The 14764-nt window shown below is 65.8% G+C and carries 18 protein-coding genes; 2 read left to right on the top strand and 16 right to left on the bottom strand.

Annotated features, from left to right (window positions below):
• Window positions 1–14: 14 nt before the first annotated feature.
• Window positions 15–605: a GNAT family N-acetyltransferase gene (locus QNO10_RS05555; protein WP_229948976.1), complete on the top strand. Its 591-nt coding sequence runs from the start codon at window positions 15–17 to the stop codon at window positions 603–605.
• Here the strand turns inward: QNO10_RS05555 and QNO10_RS05550 are convergent.
• The 15 genes from QNO10_RS05550 to QNO10_RS05480 form a co-directional block, all read right to left on the bottom strand.
• The gene (locus QNO10_RS05550; RefSeq protein ID WP_227901490.1) at window positions 577–897 is read right to left on the bottom strand and encodes a DUF2469 domain-containing protein; all 321 of its coding nucleotides are present in this window, start codon (window positions 895–897) and stop codon (window positions 577–579) included. The genes QNO10_RS05555 and QNO10_RS05550 overlap by 29 nt on opposite strands.
• A 7-nt stretch (window positions 898–904) precedes the next feature.
• Window positions 905–1651: a ribonuclease HII gene (gene rnhB / locus QNO10_RS05545; protein ID WP_229948978.1), complete on the bottom strand. Its 747-nt coding sequence runs from the start codon at window positions 1649–1651 to the stop codon at window positions 905–907.
• Entirely contained in the window at window positions 1648–2412 is a 765-nt protein-coding gene (gene lepB, locus QNO10_RS05540) for a signal peptidase I (RefSeq protein WP_229948980.1), read from the bottom strand. Before lepB (QNO10_RS05540) ends, rnhB begins: the two co-directional genes overlap by 4 nt.
• 11 nt (window positions 2413–2423) lie before the next feature.
• Window positions 2424–3134, bottom strand: a complete 711-nt coding sequence (gene lepB, locus QNO10_RS05535; protein ID WP_229948982.1) for a signal peptidase I — start codon at window positions 3132–3134, stop codon at window positions 2424–2426.
• Window positions 3135–3139: 5 nt separating this feature from the next.
• Window positions 3140–3499, bottom strand: coding sequence for a 50S ribosomal protein L19 (gene rplS, locus QNO10_RS05530; RefSeq protein ID WP_146364401.1), 360 nt, complete (start codon window positions 3497–3499; stop codon window positions 3140–3142).
• Window positions 3500–3732: 233 nt separating this feature from the next.
• Window positions 3733–4512, bottom strand: a complete 780-nt coding sequence (gene trmD / locus QNO10_RS05525; protein WP_229948984.1) for a tRNA (guanosine(37)-N1)-methyltransferase TrmD — start codon at window positions 4510–4512, stop codon at window positions 3733–3735.
• Entirely contained in the window at window positions 4513–5073 is a 561-nt protein-coding gene (gene rimM, locus QNO10_RS05520; RefSeq protein WP_229948987.1) for a ribosome maturation factor RimM, read from the bottom strand.
• A gap of 178 nt (window positions 5074–5251) precedes the next feature.
• Window positions 5252–5494, bottom strand: a complete 243-nt coding sequence (locus QNO10_RS05515; protein ID WP_104053842.1) for an RNA-binding protein — start codon at window positions 5492–5494, stop codon at window positions 5252–5254.
• A 1-nt stretch (window position 5495) separates the two neighbouring features.
• Entirely contained in the window at window positions 5496–5903 is a 408-nt protein-coding gene (rpsP, locus tag QNO10_RS05510) for a 30S ribosomal protein S16 (RefSeq protein ID WP_229948989.1), read from the bottom strand.
• 194 nt (window positions 5904–6097) lie between these two features.
• Window positions 6098–6979, bottom strand: a complete 882-nt coding sequence (locus QNO10_RS05505) for a VOC family protein (protein WP_229948992.1) — start codon at window positions 6977–6979, stop codon at window positions 6098–6100.
• Between the two features lie 9 nt (window positions 6980–6988).
• Window positions 6989–7507, bottom strand: a complete 519-nt coding sequence (locus QNO10_RS05500; protein ID WP_229948994.1) for a GNAT family N-acetyltransferase — start codon at window positions 7505–7507, stop codon at window positions 6989–6991.
• Window positions 7504–8106, bottom strand: coding sequence for an alpha/beta fold hydrolase (locus tag QNO10_RS05495; RefSeq protein ID WP_229948996.1), 603 nt, complete (start codon window positions 8104–8106; stop codon window positions 7504–7506). Before QNO10_RS05495 ends, QNO10_RS05500 begins: the two co-directional genes overlap by 4 nt.
• Window positions 8107–8191: 85 nt before the next feature.
• Window positions 8192–9775, bottom strand: a complete 1584-nt coding sequence (ffh, locus tag QNO10_RS05490; protein ID WP_229948999.1) for a signal recognition particle protein — start codon at window positions 9773–9775, stop codon at window positions 8192–8194.
• Between the two features lie 161 nt (window positions 9776–9936).
• Window positions 9937–10275, bottom strand: coding sequence for a P-II family nitrogen regulator (locus QNO10_RS05485; protein ID WP_146364419.1), 339 nt, complete (start codon window positions 10273–10275; stop codon window positions 9937–9939).
• Entirely contained in the window at window positions 10272–11570 is a 1299-nt protein-coding gene (locus QNO10_RS05480; RefSeq protein WP_229949001.1) for an ammonium transporter, read from the bottom strand. Before QNO10_RS05480 ends, QNO10_RS05485 begins: the two co-directional genes overlap by 4 nt.
• A gap of 233 nt (window positions 11571–11803) precedes the next feature.
• Here QNO10_RS05480 and QNO10_RS05475 point away from each other — a divergent pair, with 233 nt between their 5' ends.
• On the top strand, window positions 11804–13459 hold the full coding sequence (locus QNO10_RS05475; protein WP_229949003.1) for a hypothetical protein: 1656 nt from the start codon (window positions 11804–11806) through the stop codon (window positions 13457–13459).
• 65 nt (window positions 13460–13524) lie between these two features.
• Here the strand turns inward: QNO10_RS05475 and ftsY are convergent, their stop codons facing one another.
• Window positions 13525–14712: a signal recognition particle-docking protein FtsY gene (gene ftsY / locus QNO10_RS05470; RefSeq protein ID WP_229949006.1), complete on the bottom strand. Its 1188-nt coding sequence runs from the start codon at window positions 14710–14712 to the stop codon at window positions 13525–13527.
• Window positions 14713–14764: the final 52 nt, after the last annotated feature.

Raw genomic sequence — 14764 nt, 5'->3', positions numbered from 1 at the left:
CTAGGCTGTGGGGCATGGCTTTCGACATTCCGCTGCTCACCGATGACGTGCTCCAGCTGCGCCCGCACACCCTTGCCGACCTCGACGCCGTCCACGCGCGGTGCGTCGACCCCTTGACGGTGAAGTGGACCACCGTCCCGCTGGACTACACGCGGCCGATGGCGCAGGAGTATCTGGAAACCATCTCGGTTCCCCAGGAAAACGCGGTGTCGTGGGCTATCGATGTCGCCGGCAGCTATGCCGGGACCATTGACCTGCGCTTCCAGGGCGCCGCCTCCGGTTCGCTGGGGTTCGTCACGTCGCCGGAATACCGGGGACGCGGCCTCATGTCACGCGCGGTCCGGCTTGTGGTGGGCCATGCCTTTGAGGACCTGGACTGGGACGTAGTGACCTGGTCGGCGAATACCGGAAACACCGGCAGCTACAAGACGGTCTGGCGCTGCGGTTTCCCGCAGCCGATCACCGTGCCGTATTTGCTGAACCACCGGGGAAAGATGGTTGAAGGCTGGATTTCCAGCCTCGGCCGGGATGATCCCCGGGAACCGGCGGGCAGCTGGGAGGAAGCCGCGGCGGTGCTTACAGCTCGTCCGCCTTCGGCAGCGTGAGGTCGTCGTTGCGGGTCAGTTCCTCCACGTTGACGTCCTTGAACGTGATGACGCGGACGCTCTTAACGAACCGCGCCGACCGGTAGACGTCCCAGACCCAGGCGTCCTGCAGGGTGAGGTCAAAGTAGATCTCGCCGTCGGCGGAGCGTGCCTGCAGGTCCACGTGGTTGGCCAGGTAAAAACGCCGCTCGGTCTCCACGACGTAGCTGAAGAGGCCTACGACGTCGCGGTACTCCCGGTACAGCTGGAGCTCCATGTCCGTTTCATAGTTCTCAAGGTCTTCGGCGCTCATGTTCCCATCATCCCCCAACTATGCTTAGCTCGTCCTCGGGTTCCAGCACCGGTTCGCCCGGGCGGGGCTTGGAGCCCAGCCGCCAGGACATCCGGTGAAGCGGTGTGGGACCGTGGACGTCGATGGCCGCCCGGTGTGAGCCGGTGGCGTAACCCTTGTTGATCTCCCACGAATAGTGCGGGTTCGAAGCGGCAAACTCTACCATCATGGCGTCGCGTTCCACCTTCGCCAGGACGCTGGCAGCGGCCACGCTCAGGCACTGCATATCGGCCTTGATCCGGGTGTGCACCGGTGCGGTACAGCCGGGTTCTTCCCCGCCGGCCGGCTCATCCACGTCGAAGAGGCTGCCCTGCCGTTCGGGTGAGAGCCAGTTGTAGTTGCCGTCCAGGAGGACGACGTCGGGGCGCAGCGTCTGGCACACCTGGCCCCAGGCGCGCGTTCCCGCGATCCGGAGGGCGGCCGTCAAGCCGTGGAGGTCGATCTCCGCGGCGCTGGCATGGCCCACTCCCCAGGCGAGGGACCATTTCTTAATCTGCGGCACCAGCGCATTCCGGTCCGTGACGGACAGCAGCTTGCTGTCCCGCACACCCTTGAGCGAACGCACCGTGGCCAGGTCGACGGCGACCATTCCCACGGATACCGGTCCCGCCAGGGCGCCCCGGCCCACCTCGTCGCAGCCGGCCAGGATCCGGTGGCCGGAGGCGGCAAACGTACGCTCAAGCCGGAGGGTGGGGGCCTTGGCGGTGGAAGTCACTTGCTGCCGCTCGGTTCGGGCACGTCTTCGAAGACCTCGGAGTAGCTGCTGACCCCACCCACGCGGTTCAGCGGCCAGGCGGTGACCACGGCCTTGCCCTCGATGTCGTCCACATCGACGAAGCCGCCGCCCTCACCGTACTGGTGTTCGCGGGAGTCTGCGGAGGCGTTGCGGTGGTCGCCCATCACCCAGACCTTGCCTTCGGGGACAACCACGTCGAACGGGATGTCGGAGGGGGCGGCGCCGGGGTACAGGTAAGGCTCGTCCAGGGGCTCGCCGTTGACCGTGATCCTGCCCTCGGAGTCGCAGCAGACCACGTGGTCGCCTTCGGTGCCAATGACGCGCTTGACCAGGTGCTGCTGGGATTCGTCCGGGAGCAGTCCCACGAAGGTCAGGCCCTCACGGATCGGATTCGCTGCCTTCTCCGCGGCCTGGGGCAGCCAGCCCTTGGTGTCCTTGAAGACCACGACGTCGCCGCGGTTCAGGTCCATAGGTTCGGGGACCAGGAGGTTGACGAAAATGCGGTCGTTGATTTCCAGCGTCTCTTCCATGGACCCCGAGGGGATGTAAAACGCCCGGAAGAGGAAGGTCTTGATCAGGAAGGACAGCACCAGGGCGACCACCACGATCGTGAGGACTTCCCGCAGCCAGGCACCGAAGCCGCGCTTCTTTTCCTTCGGTTCCGCTGCGTGTGCTGCGGAGTCCCGCTGTTCCCCGGAGCCGGGCGTCCCCTCAGGGGACTGGTCCGGTTGCTGCGACATTGCTTTTCCTCTTATTTCTCCGTGTTCCACTCGGCTCCTAAGGATAGCCGGTCAATATTGGTACCGCGTTCGAGCGGCCAAAGAATCCGCTGAGCCTGTCCGATGACCCGTTCCGTGGAGATCAGGCCGCCGCCGGGAGCTCCCAGCAGCGAGCGGGAGTCCGCCGACTCGGACCGGTGGTCCCCCATCAGCCACAGCCGGCCTTCCGGGACGACGACGTCGAACCTGGAGTCGCTGGGAGCGTCTCCAGGGTAAACGTACGGCTCCTCCACCGGGGTTCCATTAACCGTGATCCGGGGATCCCCGTCCTCACAGCAGCTGACGTGATCCCCGGGCACGCCTATGACGCGCTTCACGTACACGGTGTCGCTGCCGGCCAGACCCAGCCAGCGGCCTACGGTCGCGGCGGCGTCGGCCAGTGCAGGGCGTCCACTGTGCAGCGGGGCCAGCGAACCCCTGCCGTCAAACACCACTACGTCCCCGCGCTCGATTTCCGCGGAGGAGTAGGCGGTGCGGGAGACGAGGATCCGGTCGCCGGGCTCGAGCAGCGGCTGCATCGAGTCGGACGGAATGTAGAAAATGTCAAACAGGAACGCCCGGACAAGTGCGGCCAGGATCACGGCGGCAGCGAGAGCACATAGCACAAAACGCCAGCCCACAAACCGGGGCCGGCGTTTCGTGTGCTTCGCGGAGGGATCCCCGGAGGCGGATGCTGCAGTCAAGTAAATTACTTGGCGGGACGGAAGTCGCGCTTTTCCTTGATCTTGGCTGCCTTGCCGCGCAGGTCGCGCATGTAGTACAGCTTTGCGCGGCGGACGTCACCCTTGGAGACGACCTCGAGCTTGTCGATGACCGGGGAGTGTACCGGGAAGGTACGCTCAACACCGACGCCGAAGCTGACCTTGCGGACCGTGAAGGTCGCACGGAGGCCATCGCCCTGGCGCTTGAGCACGAAGCCCTGGAAGACCTGAACACGGGTGTTCTTGCCTTCGATGATGTTTACGTGAACCTTGACGGTGTCACCGGCGCGGAACTCGGGGATGTCCGTACGCAGTGAAGCTGCGTCAACAGAATCTAGGATGTGCATTTTGTATCACTCCTGGTGAACGCCACAGGTCATCCACTTTGGTAACGACAGCAAGAATGCGTCCGTAACTACGGGCTGCACGGATGCTGTCGAAGCTAGAAAGACCGGCAGGACCTAGGTTGGTCTACCGGTGTGTACAGATCTGTTGGCCGCGTTCCCCCTGTGGCAGGTACGGACCCAGATGACACAACTCCCTATTTTGCCACACCGGCACGAAGCGCACCAATCCGGGGTCAGGCAGGCCGAATGACCTGTCCGCCGCGGATTTCATAGCCCAGCGCCGCCAGGGTGGCCCGGTCGGCCTTGTCCAGCGTCGCGGCGTCGAGCTTTTCGATCAGGTCCGGACGCCGGTCGGCCGTGCGGCGCAGCTGCTCGTCCCGCCGGAACCGGGCGATCTTCCCGTGGTTGCCGCTGAGCAGGACCTCCGGAACGGGGCGGTCACTCCAGTCCGAGGGCTTCGTGTAGACCGGGTATTCCAGCAGGCCGTCCGAGTGCGACTCCTCCACCAGCGACGCGGGATTGCCAACCACGCCGGGCACCAGCCTGCCGACGGCCTCCACCATGGCCAGTACCGCCACTTCGCCGCCGTTCAGCACGTAGTCGCCGAGGCTGACCGGCCGGACGTCAAAGCGTTCCCCGGCCCATTCCAGGACCCGTTCGTCGATCCCCTCGTAGCGTCCGCAGGCGAAGACCAGGTGTTTCTCCTCGGCCAGTTCGTAGGCCATGGCCTGGGTAAAGACCGCGCCCGCCGGTGAGGGGACAATCAGGACCGGCCGCTCTCCGCCGTCGCCGGCAACCGAATCCAGCGCGGCGGCCCACGGCTCGGGCTTCATCACCATGCCTGCTCCCCCGCCGTACGGGGTGTCATCCACTGTGCGGTGCCGGTCCGTGGTGAAGTCCCGCAGGTCATGCACGGCCAGCTCGAGCAGTCCGTCCTGCCGGGCCTTGCCGATCAGGGACAGCTCAAGGGCCGCCAGGTACTCCGGGAAAATGCTGACGACGTCGATACGCACTTACTGTCCGGCTTCCTTCGTGTCGGCCGGGGCGGACTTCTTATCCTCGGGCTTATTCAGCTCGAAGAGCCCCTCCGGCGGCGTGAGCAGGACGTAGCCGTCCTCGACATTCACTTCCGGGACGATCGCCTCGACGAACGGTACGAGGATTTCCTCGCCGCGGACGTCTTCGACCACCAGCAGGTCCTGGACGGTGAGGGTGCGCAGGCCGCTGACGGTGCCGACGACGTCGCCGCCCACCCGTGCCTTCAGGCCGACCAGCTCGTGCTCGTACCAGCCCTCGTCGTCATCGTCCTCCTCCACCGCTTCAGTGTCGATGAACAGCTTCACGCCGCGCAGTTCCTCGGCGCCGTTGCGGTCGGTGATTTCGTCGAAGCCCAGCAGCAGGATGTCCTTGTTCCAGCGCGCGCTGATCACGGTCAGCGGGCCCTTGGCGGCCGGCTCAACGGTGAGTTCGGTGCCGGGAACAAAGCGGTCCTCGGGTGCGTCGGTCAGCACCTGGACGGTCACTTCGCCGCGGATGCCGTGCGGCTTGCCGATGCGTGCCACCTGTAACTGCATGGGATCTCCTCTATGGGGGTTTCGTCGCCCGGGTTTGCCGGCGCCGGAAAAAAATCCGGCCCCTTCACCATTATCTGGTGTCGGGGCCGGATCCTGTGTACTGCTGTTACTTCTCTACTTCCGGTACTGCAGTGAAGAGCTGTTCGCTTCCGCTCCGCCGTCTGTGATCATTTTCAGATCAGCGGCGGCGGTCCGTGTCCACAACGTCCACCCGGACCGGTTCACCGTTGGCAAGGGCGGCGATGACCGTGCGCAGTGCGCGTGCGGTCCGTCCCTGCCGGCCGATGACCCGGCCGAGGTCGTCCTGGTGAACCCGAACCTCGAGGGTTTCCCCACGGCGGTTGCTCTTGGCGGAAACCTTGACGTCCTCAGGACTGTCAACGATTCCGCGCACGAGGTGCTCCAGCGCTTCAGCGAGCAAGTTACTCTGCCTCAGCCTCGGTGGAGGCCTCGGGGGCCTCTTCCTTCTTGGCCTTGGGGGTGATGGCCTCGGGGACAATCACGGACTTCTTTTCGGGAACCACGAAAGGCTCCTTCGGGGCCTTGGTACGCAGGGTACCTTCCTGGCCCTCGATGTTCTTGAACTTCTGCCAGTCACCGGTGATCTTCAGCAGTGCTGCGACCTGCTCGGTGGGCTGGGCGCCGACGCCGAGCCAGTACTGCGCACGGTCCGACTTGATGTCGATGTACGACGGCTCTTCGGTCGGACGGTACAGTCCGATTTCTTCGATGGCACGGCCATCGCGCTTGGCACGGGAATCCATGACAACAACGCGGTAGTGTGCTGAGAACTTCTTGCCAAGGCGCTTAAGGCGAATCTTTACGGCCACTTTTGTGGTCACTCCTGATCTGAAATGGGGCGAACCCGTACTTCTGCTCCCGTGGGGCGGGCCATAACGTTGGGGTTCAAAAGGACAAGATGCATGCACGGAGAGAGGGCCCGCGCAGATCGAGTACCTGACCATTGTGCCAGATGACTTCATCTTTTGCGACTCACGCGGCCGCGGCCGGTATCCGCGTAATTTCAGCCGGCGGCAACGCGCAGCCGGTTGCGCCACGGGTCCTCGAAATGCAGTTCCGCACCGGTCGAATGGCTGGCAATACCGGCGACCCGGAGCCGGTCCGCCAGCCCCGCGACGTCGTCGACGGACGGAACGCTGATCAGCACCTCCCCCAGTCCCAGCGTGTCGCGGCGCGGTCCGGCTCCGCGGCTGTTCCACACATTCATCGCCATGTGATGGTGGTAGCCGCCGGCGGAGACGAACAGCGCCTGCCCGTGGAAGCCGGCCGTCCGTTCGAAGCCCAGGATGCCAACGTAGAACGCCTCGGCGGTTGCGGTATCGCCTACCTGGAGGTGAACGTGTCCGACGGCGGTGTCGGCCTCCCGCAATCCGTCCAGTGCCGCTTCGGTGAGGTGGTCGCGGAAATAGGCCTGCGGAGACAACGGCAGCGACGCCATCCGCACCTCCCGGCCGGTTTCTGTCCGGTCCCACTCCCAGCTTTCGCGCGGCTTGTCGAAGTAGAGCTCGATGCCGTTGCCTTCGGGATCCGTGAAGTAGAACGCCTCACTGACGAGGTGGTCCGCGGAGCCGGCAAAGGCCGAGGCGTCATACTCCGCCGCTGCTGCAACAGTGGCGGCCAGGTCCGCCTGGGTGTCAAAGAGAATGGCGGTATGGAACAGGCCCGCCTCGCCGCGGGAGGCCACCTGCAGGCCCGGCGCCGGCTCCAGATGGACCACCGGGACGGTGCCGCGGCCCAGATACATTCCGCCGTCGGCCTCGGCAAGCACCTCCAGCCCGAGGGCTCCGCGGTAGTACGCGGAGACTTTCCCCAGGTCGCCCACCTTCAGCATCACCGTGCCCATCGAGAGTGCATCCGGCAACAGGTCGTTTACTTGAAGGTTCATGTAATGAGCTTACGTGGAGCTTTGCCTATTCACCAGCTGCGCGCGCATAGCCACGCGTTCGCCCAGGGAATCCAGGCCGAGGCTGACTTCGTGCCGCCGCAGCGCCGCCAGTTCGCCGGCCGGGTCCTCGACAGTTTCGAAACCGCAGGTGGCGTAAAACGGAGCATTGAACGGCACGTCCGCGAAGGTGCACAGGGTCATGGACGCATAGCCCTGCTCCCGCGCCCAGTCGAGTGCAGCCTTCACCAACGCCCGGCCCAGCCCGGCGCCGGCAGCATCAGGGTGGACGGAAAGCTGCTCCAGGTGGGCCTGGCCGTCGACTTCCTCCAGGCGGGCAAATCCAGCTGGCGGCTTTCCTGCAACCAGGAGGTGGAGGGAAGCCGCGAGCTCCCGCTCGGTGGACACCGGCGGCAGGAAGGTCAGCTTCGCGACGCCCGTCATCCCCTCCAGCAGGGTGTCGGACGCCTCCTCGACTGGAGGCAGGAAGGGCAGGTCGGAGGGGACCGCGTCCCGGATGGACGGTTTCATTTGCCCGCGTCCGTCCGGCGCCGGCGGGAGAGGAAGTCGCGGATCGCCAGCCGCCCGGCGTCCGTATCCTGCGGGCGGTGGTTCCCGCCGACCTGCCGGTGCTCGGCTCCGGTGGAGACGAGGAATTCAGCGACCTCTTCGTACAGCGGCTCCCACCCACCGGTGAGGACGAGCGTGGGAAGGCCCGGAACAATGTCCAGCGGCGCATCCCAGGCGGGCCCTTCCGGCGGCCGGGGATCGGAGACGGGCCGGAGCAGGTCGCGGTGGGCCGTGGCCGCCGGCAGGCCACGGGTCAGGGAGAAGACCGCCGGCTCGCACAGCACCAGGGAAGACACTTTGCCGGGATCGCGCAGTGCCGCCAGCATGGCGGGTACCGCACCGGCGGAGTGCGCCACCAGGTGCCCGCCGTCGGCCAGCTCCGCCCGGATCAGGGCGATGTCCGCCTCGAGATCCGGCGGGGACGGTTCCGCACCGGCGTCATAACCGTGACGCCGGAGGAACAGGCAGTCATAGTCCAGGGCAAGCCCGTGCTGCCGGGGCCACGCGGCTGCGCCGGAACTGCCGGCGCCGTGCACAAAAACCACTCGTTGCCGAAGCATTGGACTCCTTTCCCGCAGGGGTGTAACCGGCCGTTAACGCACGCACCGCCGGACGCTGGTCCGGCGGTGCGTGCTTATTTCCTGCCTACTTGCCGAGGAACTTATCGAAGCCCTTGGGCAGGTTCAGCGACGCGGGGTCGAAGTCAGTGTCCTGGCCGCCGAAGGCGCTGCCGGTGGGCAGTGCCGTACGGGCACCGGCACGCCGGGCTTCCGCTTCGGCCCGCTCCTGGGCAGCCTTGGCCGGGTTGCCGGACTTGGCCTTCTTCTTGCCCTTGGCTGCCTGCTGCTTCTTGCGGGCGCCGGTGAAGCCGCCGGGACCGGCCATGCCGGGCATACCCGGAATGCCGCCGCCGGCAGCCATCTTCTTCATCATCTTCTGGGCCTGTACAAAGCGCTCCAGCAGCCCGTTGACCTCGGACACGTGCACGCCGGAACCGCGGGCAATGCGGGCGCGGCGGGAGCCGTTGATGATCTTGGGGGCGACCCGCTCGTGCGGGGTCATGGAGCGGACGATCGCTTCAACCCGGTCGATTTCACGTTCGTCGAAATTCTCCAGCTGCTCACGCATGCCGGCGGCGCCGGGCATCATCATGAGCATCTTCTTCATGGAGCCCATCTTGCGGATCTGCTGCATCTGGGCCAGGAAGTCGTCGAGGGTGAAGTCTTCCTGATCGACGAACTTCTTCGCCATCCGGTCGGCTTCGTCCTTGTCCCAGCTCTGCTCGGCCTGCTCGATGAGCGTGAGGACGTCACCGAGGTCCAGGATGCGGCTGGCCATGCGGTCCGGGTGGAAGACCTCGAAATCGGTGAGGCCTTCGCCGGTGGAGGCGAACATGATCGGCTTGCCGGTCACCGAGGCTACGGACAGTGCGGCACCGCCGCGCGCGTCGCCGTCGAGCTTGGTGAGGACGACGCCGGTGAAGTTCACACCCTCGTTGAAGGCCTGTGCCGTGTTGACGGCGTCCTGGCCGATCATGGCGTCAATCACGAACAGGACTTCGTCCGGGTTGATGGCGGCGCGGATGTCCGCGGCCTGCTGCATCAGTTCGGCGTCAACGCCCAGGCGGCCGGCGGTGTCGACAATAACGACGTCGTGCAGCTTGGTGCGTGCTTCCTCGATGCCCTGGCGCGCGACGGCGACCGGGTCGCCGGTGGCTGCCTCGAACTCGGAGGAGACGCCCGGGTGCGGAGCATAAACGGGAACGCCTGCGCGTTCGCCGTTGACCTGCAGCTGGCGGACGGCGTTGGGGCGCTGCAGGTCCGCTGCGACCAGCAGCGGGCTGTGGCCCTGGGACTTGAGGTGCTTGGAGAGCTTGCCGGCGAGGGTGGTCTTACCGGCACCCTGCAGGCCCGCGAGCATGATGACCGTGGGCGGGTTCTTCGCAAGGCGCAGCCGCCGGGTTTCGCCGCCGAGGATGGCCTTGAGCTCCTCGTTGACGATCTTGACGACCTGCTGGCCCGGGTTCAGCGCCTGGGAGACCTCGAGGCCGAGGGCGCGCTCCTTGACGGTGGCAGTGAACGCACGGACCACCGGTACGGCGACATCGGCGTCCAAAAGGGCGCGGCGGATTTCGCGTACCGTGGCATCGACGTCGGCCTCGGTGAGCCGGCCCTTGCCGCGCAGGTTCTTGAAGGTTGAAGTCAACCGGTCAGACAGTGAATTGAACACGTGCCGCGCACTTCTTTCGTCAGGTTCGTTGCCTTGTTTGCCAGGCCCAGCTGTTAAGGGTACCAAGCCGGGTTGGGTAATTCAGGCATGGACCGTACCGGAACGCACGGCCGCCCGGCTGGAGTCCCAGCCGGGCGGTCGGTCAGTTGCGTTTTACCGGGCTAGAGGGCGGAGTCCCCGCGCTCCCCCGTCCGGACCCGGAGGGCTTCCTCCACGTTCACGACCCAGACCTTGCCGTCACCGGCGCGGCCGGTGTTTGCCGTGGAGACCAGCACATCCACGATGTCGTTGACCCAGTCGTTGGCCACGAGGATCTCCACCCGGACCTTGGGCAGCAGGTCCACGGTGTATTCCGCGCCGCGGTAAACCTCGGTGTGCCCGCGCTGGCGGCCGTATCCGTTGGCGGAGCTGACCGTCAGGCCCTGGACCCCGTAGCTCTCCAGGCTGCCCCGGACCGCGTCAAGCTTCTCCGGCCGGACAATAGCGGTTACGAGTTTCATGAGTTGACCGTCTCCTTGGTGGTGGTGGTGCGTGCCGAATCCGGGAAGGGGCTGAAGGAGCCGCCGGTCCCGAGGCCGCCGAACTCGTAGGCGGTCTCCGCGTGTTCGCTCAGGTCCACGCCGTTGACTTCGTCCTCCTCGGAGATCCGGAAGCCCATCGTTTTGTGGATGGCGAGCCCGATCAGCAGGGTCAGGACGCCGGAGAAGACGATTGCTACAGCGGCTGCTGCAGCCTGGGCGCCGAGCTGGCCGAGTCCGCCGCCGTAGAACAGGCCGCCGCCCACGCCGTCGGCCGGCAGGGCGATGAAGCCCAGGGCGAGCGTGCCGACGAGGCCTGCCACGAGGTGCACACCGACGACGTCGAGCGAGTCGTCATAACCGAACCGGTATTTCAGTCCCACCGCCAGCGCGGAAAGGACACCTGCAACCAGTCCGAGTCCCACTGCGGCCAGCGGGCTGACGTTGGCACAGGCCGGGGTGATGGCAACCAGCCCCGCGACGACGCCGGATGCGGCTCCGAGCGAGGTGGCCCGGCCGTCGCGCAGGCGTTCGGTCAGCAGCCAGCCCAGCATCGCGGCGGCGGGTGCGGCCAGGGTGTTGATCCAGATCAGGCCCGCTTCTTCCGCAGTGCCGGCTGCGCCGCCGTTGAAGCCGAACCAGCCGAACCAGAGCAGTGTGGCGCCGAGCATCACGAAGGGAATGTTGTGGGGACGCTGGTTGGGGTCCTTGCCGAAGCCCATCCGCTTACCCAGGATCAGGGCCAGGACCAGGCCCGCCACGCCTGCGTTGATGTGGACCACTGTGCCGCCGGCGAAGTCGATGGCTTCACCGACCACCGAGCCAATGGCGCCCTCGGCCCCGAGGAGGCCGCCGCCCCAGACCATAAAGGCCAGCGGGCAGTACACCAGTGTCACCCAGACCGGCACGAAGACCGCCCAGGCGCCGAACTTGGTCCGGTCGGCCACCGCGCCGCTGATCAGGGCCACGGTGATGATGGCGAACGTTGCCCCGTACCCGGCGGTGATGAGGTCTTCGGTGCCGAGGATGTCTTCCAGCCCGAAGGATGTGAAGGGGTTGCCGAACAGTCCGGCGATGCCGTCCCCACCGGTCATGGAGAAGCCCCAGAGCACCCAGACCACACCGACGAGTCCGATCGAGACAAAGCTCATCATCATCATGTTCAGTGCTGCCTTGGCGCGGGTCATGCCGCCGTAAAAGAATGCCACCCCCGGTGTCATGAGCAGCACCAGTGCCGCCGAAATCATTACCCAGACGTGACCTGCTGACAGATCCATCTTCACGTCCCTTCACGTATGGCGGGCATCTCCCGCACAAGGAACTCTGCCGGGGCCAGATTTCCGTCCCGCCCCGAAGGTGTTGCCGGCAGGTTACAAACCGGCTGCTCCGGTAAAAGGCTCGTGACGGCCACATTTCATAAACGTTTCCCCGTGCGGTGTGGCCGGGCAGGACCTGCTTCCCGCCTCGCTAGGATGGGTGCACTGTCTCACTCTCGAAGGACCATTCCCCCGTGCCAGAAAAAGTTCACACCCAACGCCATGCCCGCGCCATGAAGCGGCCGTTGCGCCGTCGCAGCAGAATATTGGCCGGCTTCGCCGGGCTGACGGTGGTCGCCGCTGCGGTCACTGTGCCGCTGGTGCTGAACGAAGACAGCGAACCTGTGGGCACTGCCGTTAACGTGGCAACCCGGGCGGCGCTGCCTCCGGCCCCGGCTTTCACGTACTACGAACAGGCGGGACCACCGGCGGGCTCTCCGCTGAATCCGGTGGAGCCGCTGACCCTCAACGTGGCGGCGGAAACCACCGGCACTTCCCTGCCCGCCGGGCTGATCGGCCTCTCCCTGGAAGCCACCGATCTCGCGGATCCTGCCCTGTCCGGCGACAACCCGGAAATGGTGCAGTCGTTGTCAGGACTGGGCCAGCCGCTGCTGCGTTTCGGCGGCAACGCCGTTGACCGCCGTTTCTTCTGGACCTCAACCGGCGAGGCCATCCCCGGGAACCTCAAGGGAGACATTGCGCATCCGGTCCGTGCCGTCACCCCGGCTGACCTGGAACGGGTGAAAACCCTTCTGGACGCAGTTGATGCCACAATCAATCTCACGGTTGATCTCGGCAACTATGACCCGGACCGCGCAGCGGACATGACGTTCCACGCCGCACGGATTTTCGGCGACAGACTGGTGGGCATCACCGTGGGCAATGAACCCAATGGGTATGCCAGCAATGGGCTCCGCGACTCCGACTGGGATGTGGAGGACTACCTGGGCGAGCTGAAGGCTTATGCCGACGCGATGTACCAGGCTGCACCTGAGGTCCGGATCGTGGGTCCTGGCGTGTACTCCGAGTCATGGTGGGAACCCTTCGCACAGGTTGACCTGCCTCAGCAGAAGGTGCTCTCCTTCCACCACTACCCCCTGTCCAGCTGCGACGGAGCCAACGACCCCAGCGGCGAACCGATACTCGCCAACCTGATGAGCCAGAACATTCACGACCGTGCCGACCATTACCGCGGGGAGGGCCTGAAACCGGCGAGGGCCGCGGGCTTGGAAACCTGGATCACGGAAACCGGTGTCTCCGCCTGCCCTGGCTCCAACGAAACAACGAAGACCCACGCCTCAGCCCTGTGGGCCGCTGACTATGCCATCAGCGCCGCCAAGCTTGGCGTCAGCCGCCTGAGCTTCCACAGCTCCCTGCTCACCTGCAAGGGCGGGCCGCCCATGTCCGCCATCTGCACCGGCGGCGAATACCTGCAGCCCAACGGCGCCGTAGACGAGAGGGCAAACTTCTTCGGCCTGTCCATGATTGCCGAACTGCAGCCCGGCGATTTCCTTGCGTCCACCGAAGCGGGTGGCGGCTTGAGCCACTCGTACTCGGTCCTCCATGCGGACGGCAGTATCAGCGTGGTCCTGATCAATTCCAATAACCCCGAAACCGACGCCCAGATGCCGGTGAACCTCAAGCTGCCGGGACGTCCCCTGACCGCGGCTATGACCCAGATGAGCGGCGCTTCGTATGCCGCCGAAGACAGCACGATGATCGACGGCCAAAAGGTGGAGGCCGTGTCTGTTACCGAGCGGCTGACCATGCCGGGCTTCACCTACGGTTCCGAGACCCAGGAAGTTGCCCTGACTGCCGGTACGGTGACCGTCCTGAACTTCACGTTTTAGGAGCAGCCGGATAAACAGAAAGGCTCCCCGCACCAAAGGGTGCGGGGAGCCCTTTTAGGTGCCGACTAGCTCAGCAGGGCGTCCACGAAGCCCTCGGCTTCGAAGGGGGCGAGGTCATCCGCGCCCTCGCCGAGTCCGATGAGTTTCACGGGCACACCCAGGGTCCGCTGGATGGCGACGACGATGCCGCCCTTGGCGGTGCCGTCGAGCTTGGTGAGGACAATGCCGGTGATGTTGACGACCTCGGCGAAGACCTTGGCCTGAGTCAGGCCGTTCTGGCCGGTGGTGGCGTCCAGCACCAGCAGCACCTCGTCCACGGCGGCCTGCTTTTCAATGACGCGCTTGACCTTGCCGAGCTCGTCCATGAGGCCCACCTTGTTCTGCAGGCGTCCTGCAGTATCGATGAGGACCACGTCGACTTCGCCGTCGATGCCGGCCTTGACGGCTTCGAAGGCGACGGAAGCGGGGTCGGCGCCGTCAATCTCGGACCGCACGGTGGGGACACCCACCCGCTGGCCCCAGGTTGCCAGCTGCTCGGCGGCCGCGGCGCGGAAGGTATCCGCGGCACCCAGCAGAACGTCCTTGTCTTCTGCCACGAGGACGCGGGCGAGCTTGCCCACCGTGGTGGTCTTGCCGACGCCGTTGACGCCCACCACCATCACGACGGCGGGGGCCGTTGCATGGCGCTGGACGGCGAGGGAACGGTCCATGGTGGGATCCACCAGCTTGATCAGTTCCTCGCGCAGCATGGCGTGGACTTCATGCGGGTCCTGGCTGCCGGAGATCCGGACCCGCTGGCGCAGCGCATCCACCAGTTCCATGGTGGGCTCGGTGCCCAGGTCCGCCAGGAGGAGGGTCTCCTCGATCTCGTCCCAGACATCCTCGTCGATCGTGTCGCGGGAAAGCAGCGCCAGCAGCGCCTTACCCATGGCGTTGTTGGATTTCGCCAACCGGGCGCGCAGGCGGGCCAGGCGGCCCTGGACCGGTTCAGGCCGCTCGAGGGCGGGCGCCTCTTCGGCGGGGGCTTCCTCCAGGCCGCGTAGGTCATCCGGAACAACGACGGTGCCGTCTTCGGGCGGTGCCTCGAGGGTGTCGGTGCCGGCGCCGCCTCCGGTGACCGGATCATTGGGGTCCCGACGGGTGGGGTACATGCTCTTGGGCGTGCGCCGGGTCCGTACCAGCAGTGCCGCGGAGAAGCCGACCACGGCGATGGCAACAAGGACATAAATCACTATCGAAAGGGTCTCATTCACGCTCCCAAGCTTCTCACATACCGTTCATCCCATCTCCGGGGATCTGAGAGAA

Source organism: Arthrobacter sp. zg-Y919 (assembly GCF_030142045.1).
Classification (GTDB): domain Bacteria; phylum Actinomycetota; class Actinomycetes; order Actinomycetales; family Micrococcaceae; genus Arthrobacter_B.
This window is presented reverse-complemented; position numbering and strand designations above follow the sequence as displayed.

Bases quoted from the DNA above. Each gene is read 5' to 3' on its own strand.
- QNO10_RS05555 (WP_229948976.1), top strand. From the start codon at position 15: ATGGCTTTCGACATTCCGCTGCTCACCGATGACGTGCTCCAGCTGCGC.
- QNO10_RS05550 (WP_227901490.1), bottom strand. From the start codon at position 897: ATGAGCGCCGAAGACCTTGAGAACTATGAAACGGACATGGAGCTCCAG.
- lepB (WP_229948980.1), bottom strand. From the start codon at position 2,412: ATGTCGCAGCAACCGGACCAGTCCCCTGAGGGGACGCCCGGCTCCGGG.
- rplS (WP_146364401.1), bottom strand. From the start codon at position 3,499: ATGCACATCCTAGATTCTGTTGACGCAGCTTCACTGCGTACGGACATC.
- rimM (WP_229948987.1), bottom strand. From the start codon at position 5,073: ATGCAGTTACAGGTGGCACGCATCGGCAAGCCGCACGGCATCCGCGGC.
- QNO10_RS05505 (WP_229948992.1), bottom strand. From the start codon at position 6,979: ATGAACCTTCAAGTAAACGACCTGTTGCCGGATGCACTCTCGATGGGC.
- QNO10_RS05500 (WP_229948994.1), bottom strand. From the start codon at position 7,507: ATGAAACCGTCCATCCGGGACGCGGTCCCCTCCGACCTGCCCTTCCTG.
- QNO10_RS05495 (WP_229948996.1), bottom strand. From the start codon at position 8,106: ATGCTTCGGCAACGAGTGGTTTTTGTGCACGGCGCCGGCAGTTCCGGC.
- QNO10_RS05485 (WP_146364419.1), bottom strand. From the start codon at position 10,275: ATGAAACTCGTAACCGCTATTGTCCGGCCGGAGAAGCTTGACGCGGTC.
- QNO10_RS05480 (WP_229949001.1), bottom strand. From the start codon at position 11,570: ATGGATCTGTCAGCAGGTCACGTCTGGGTAATGATTTCGGCGGCACTG.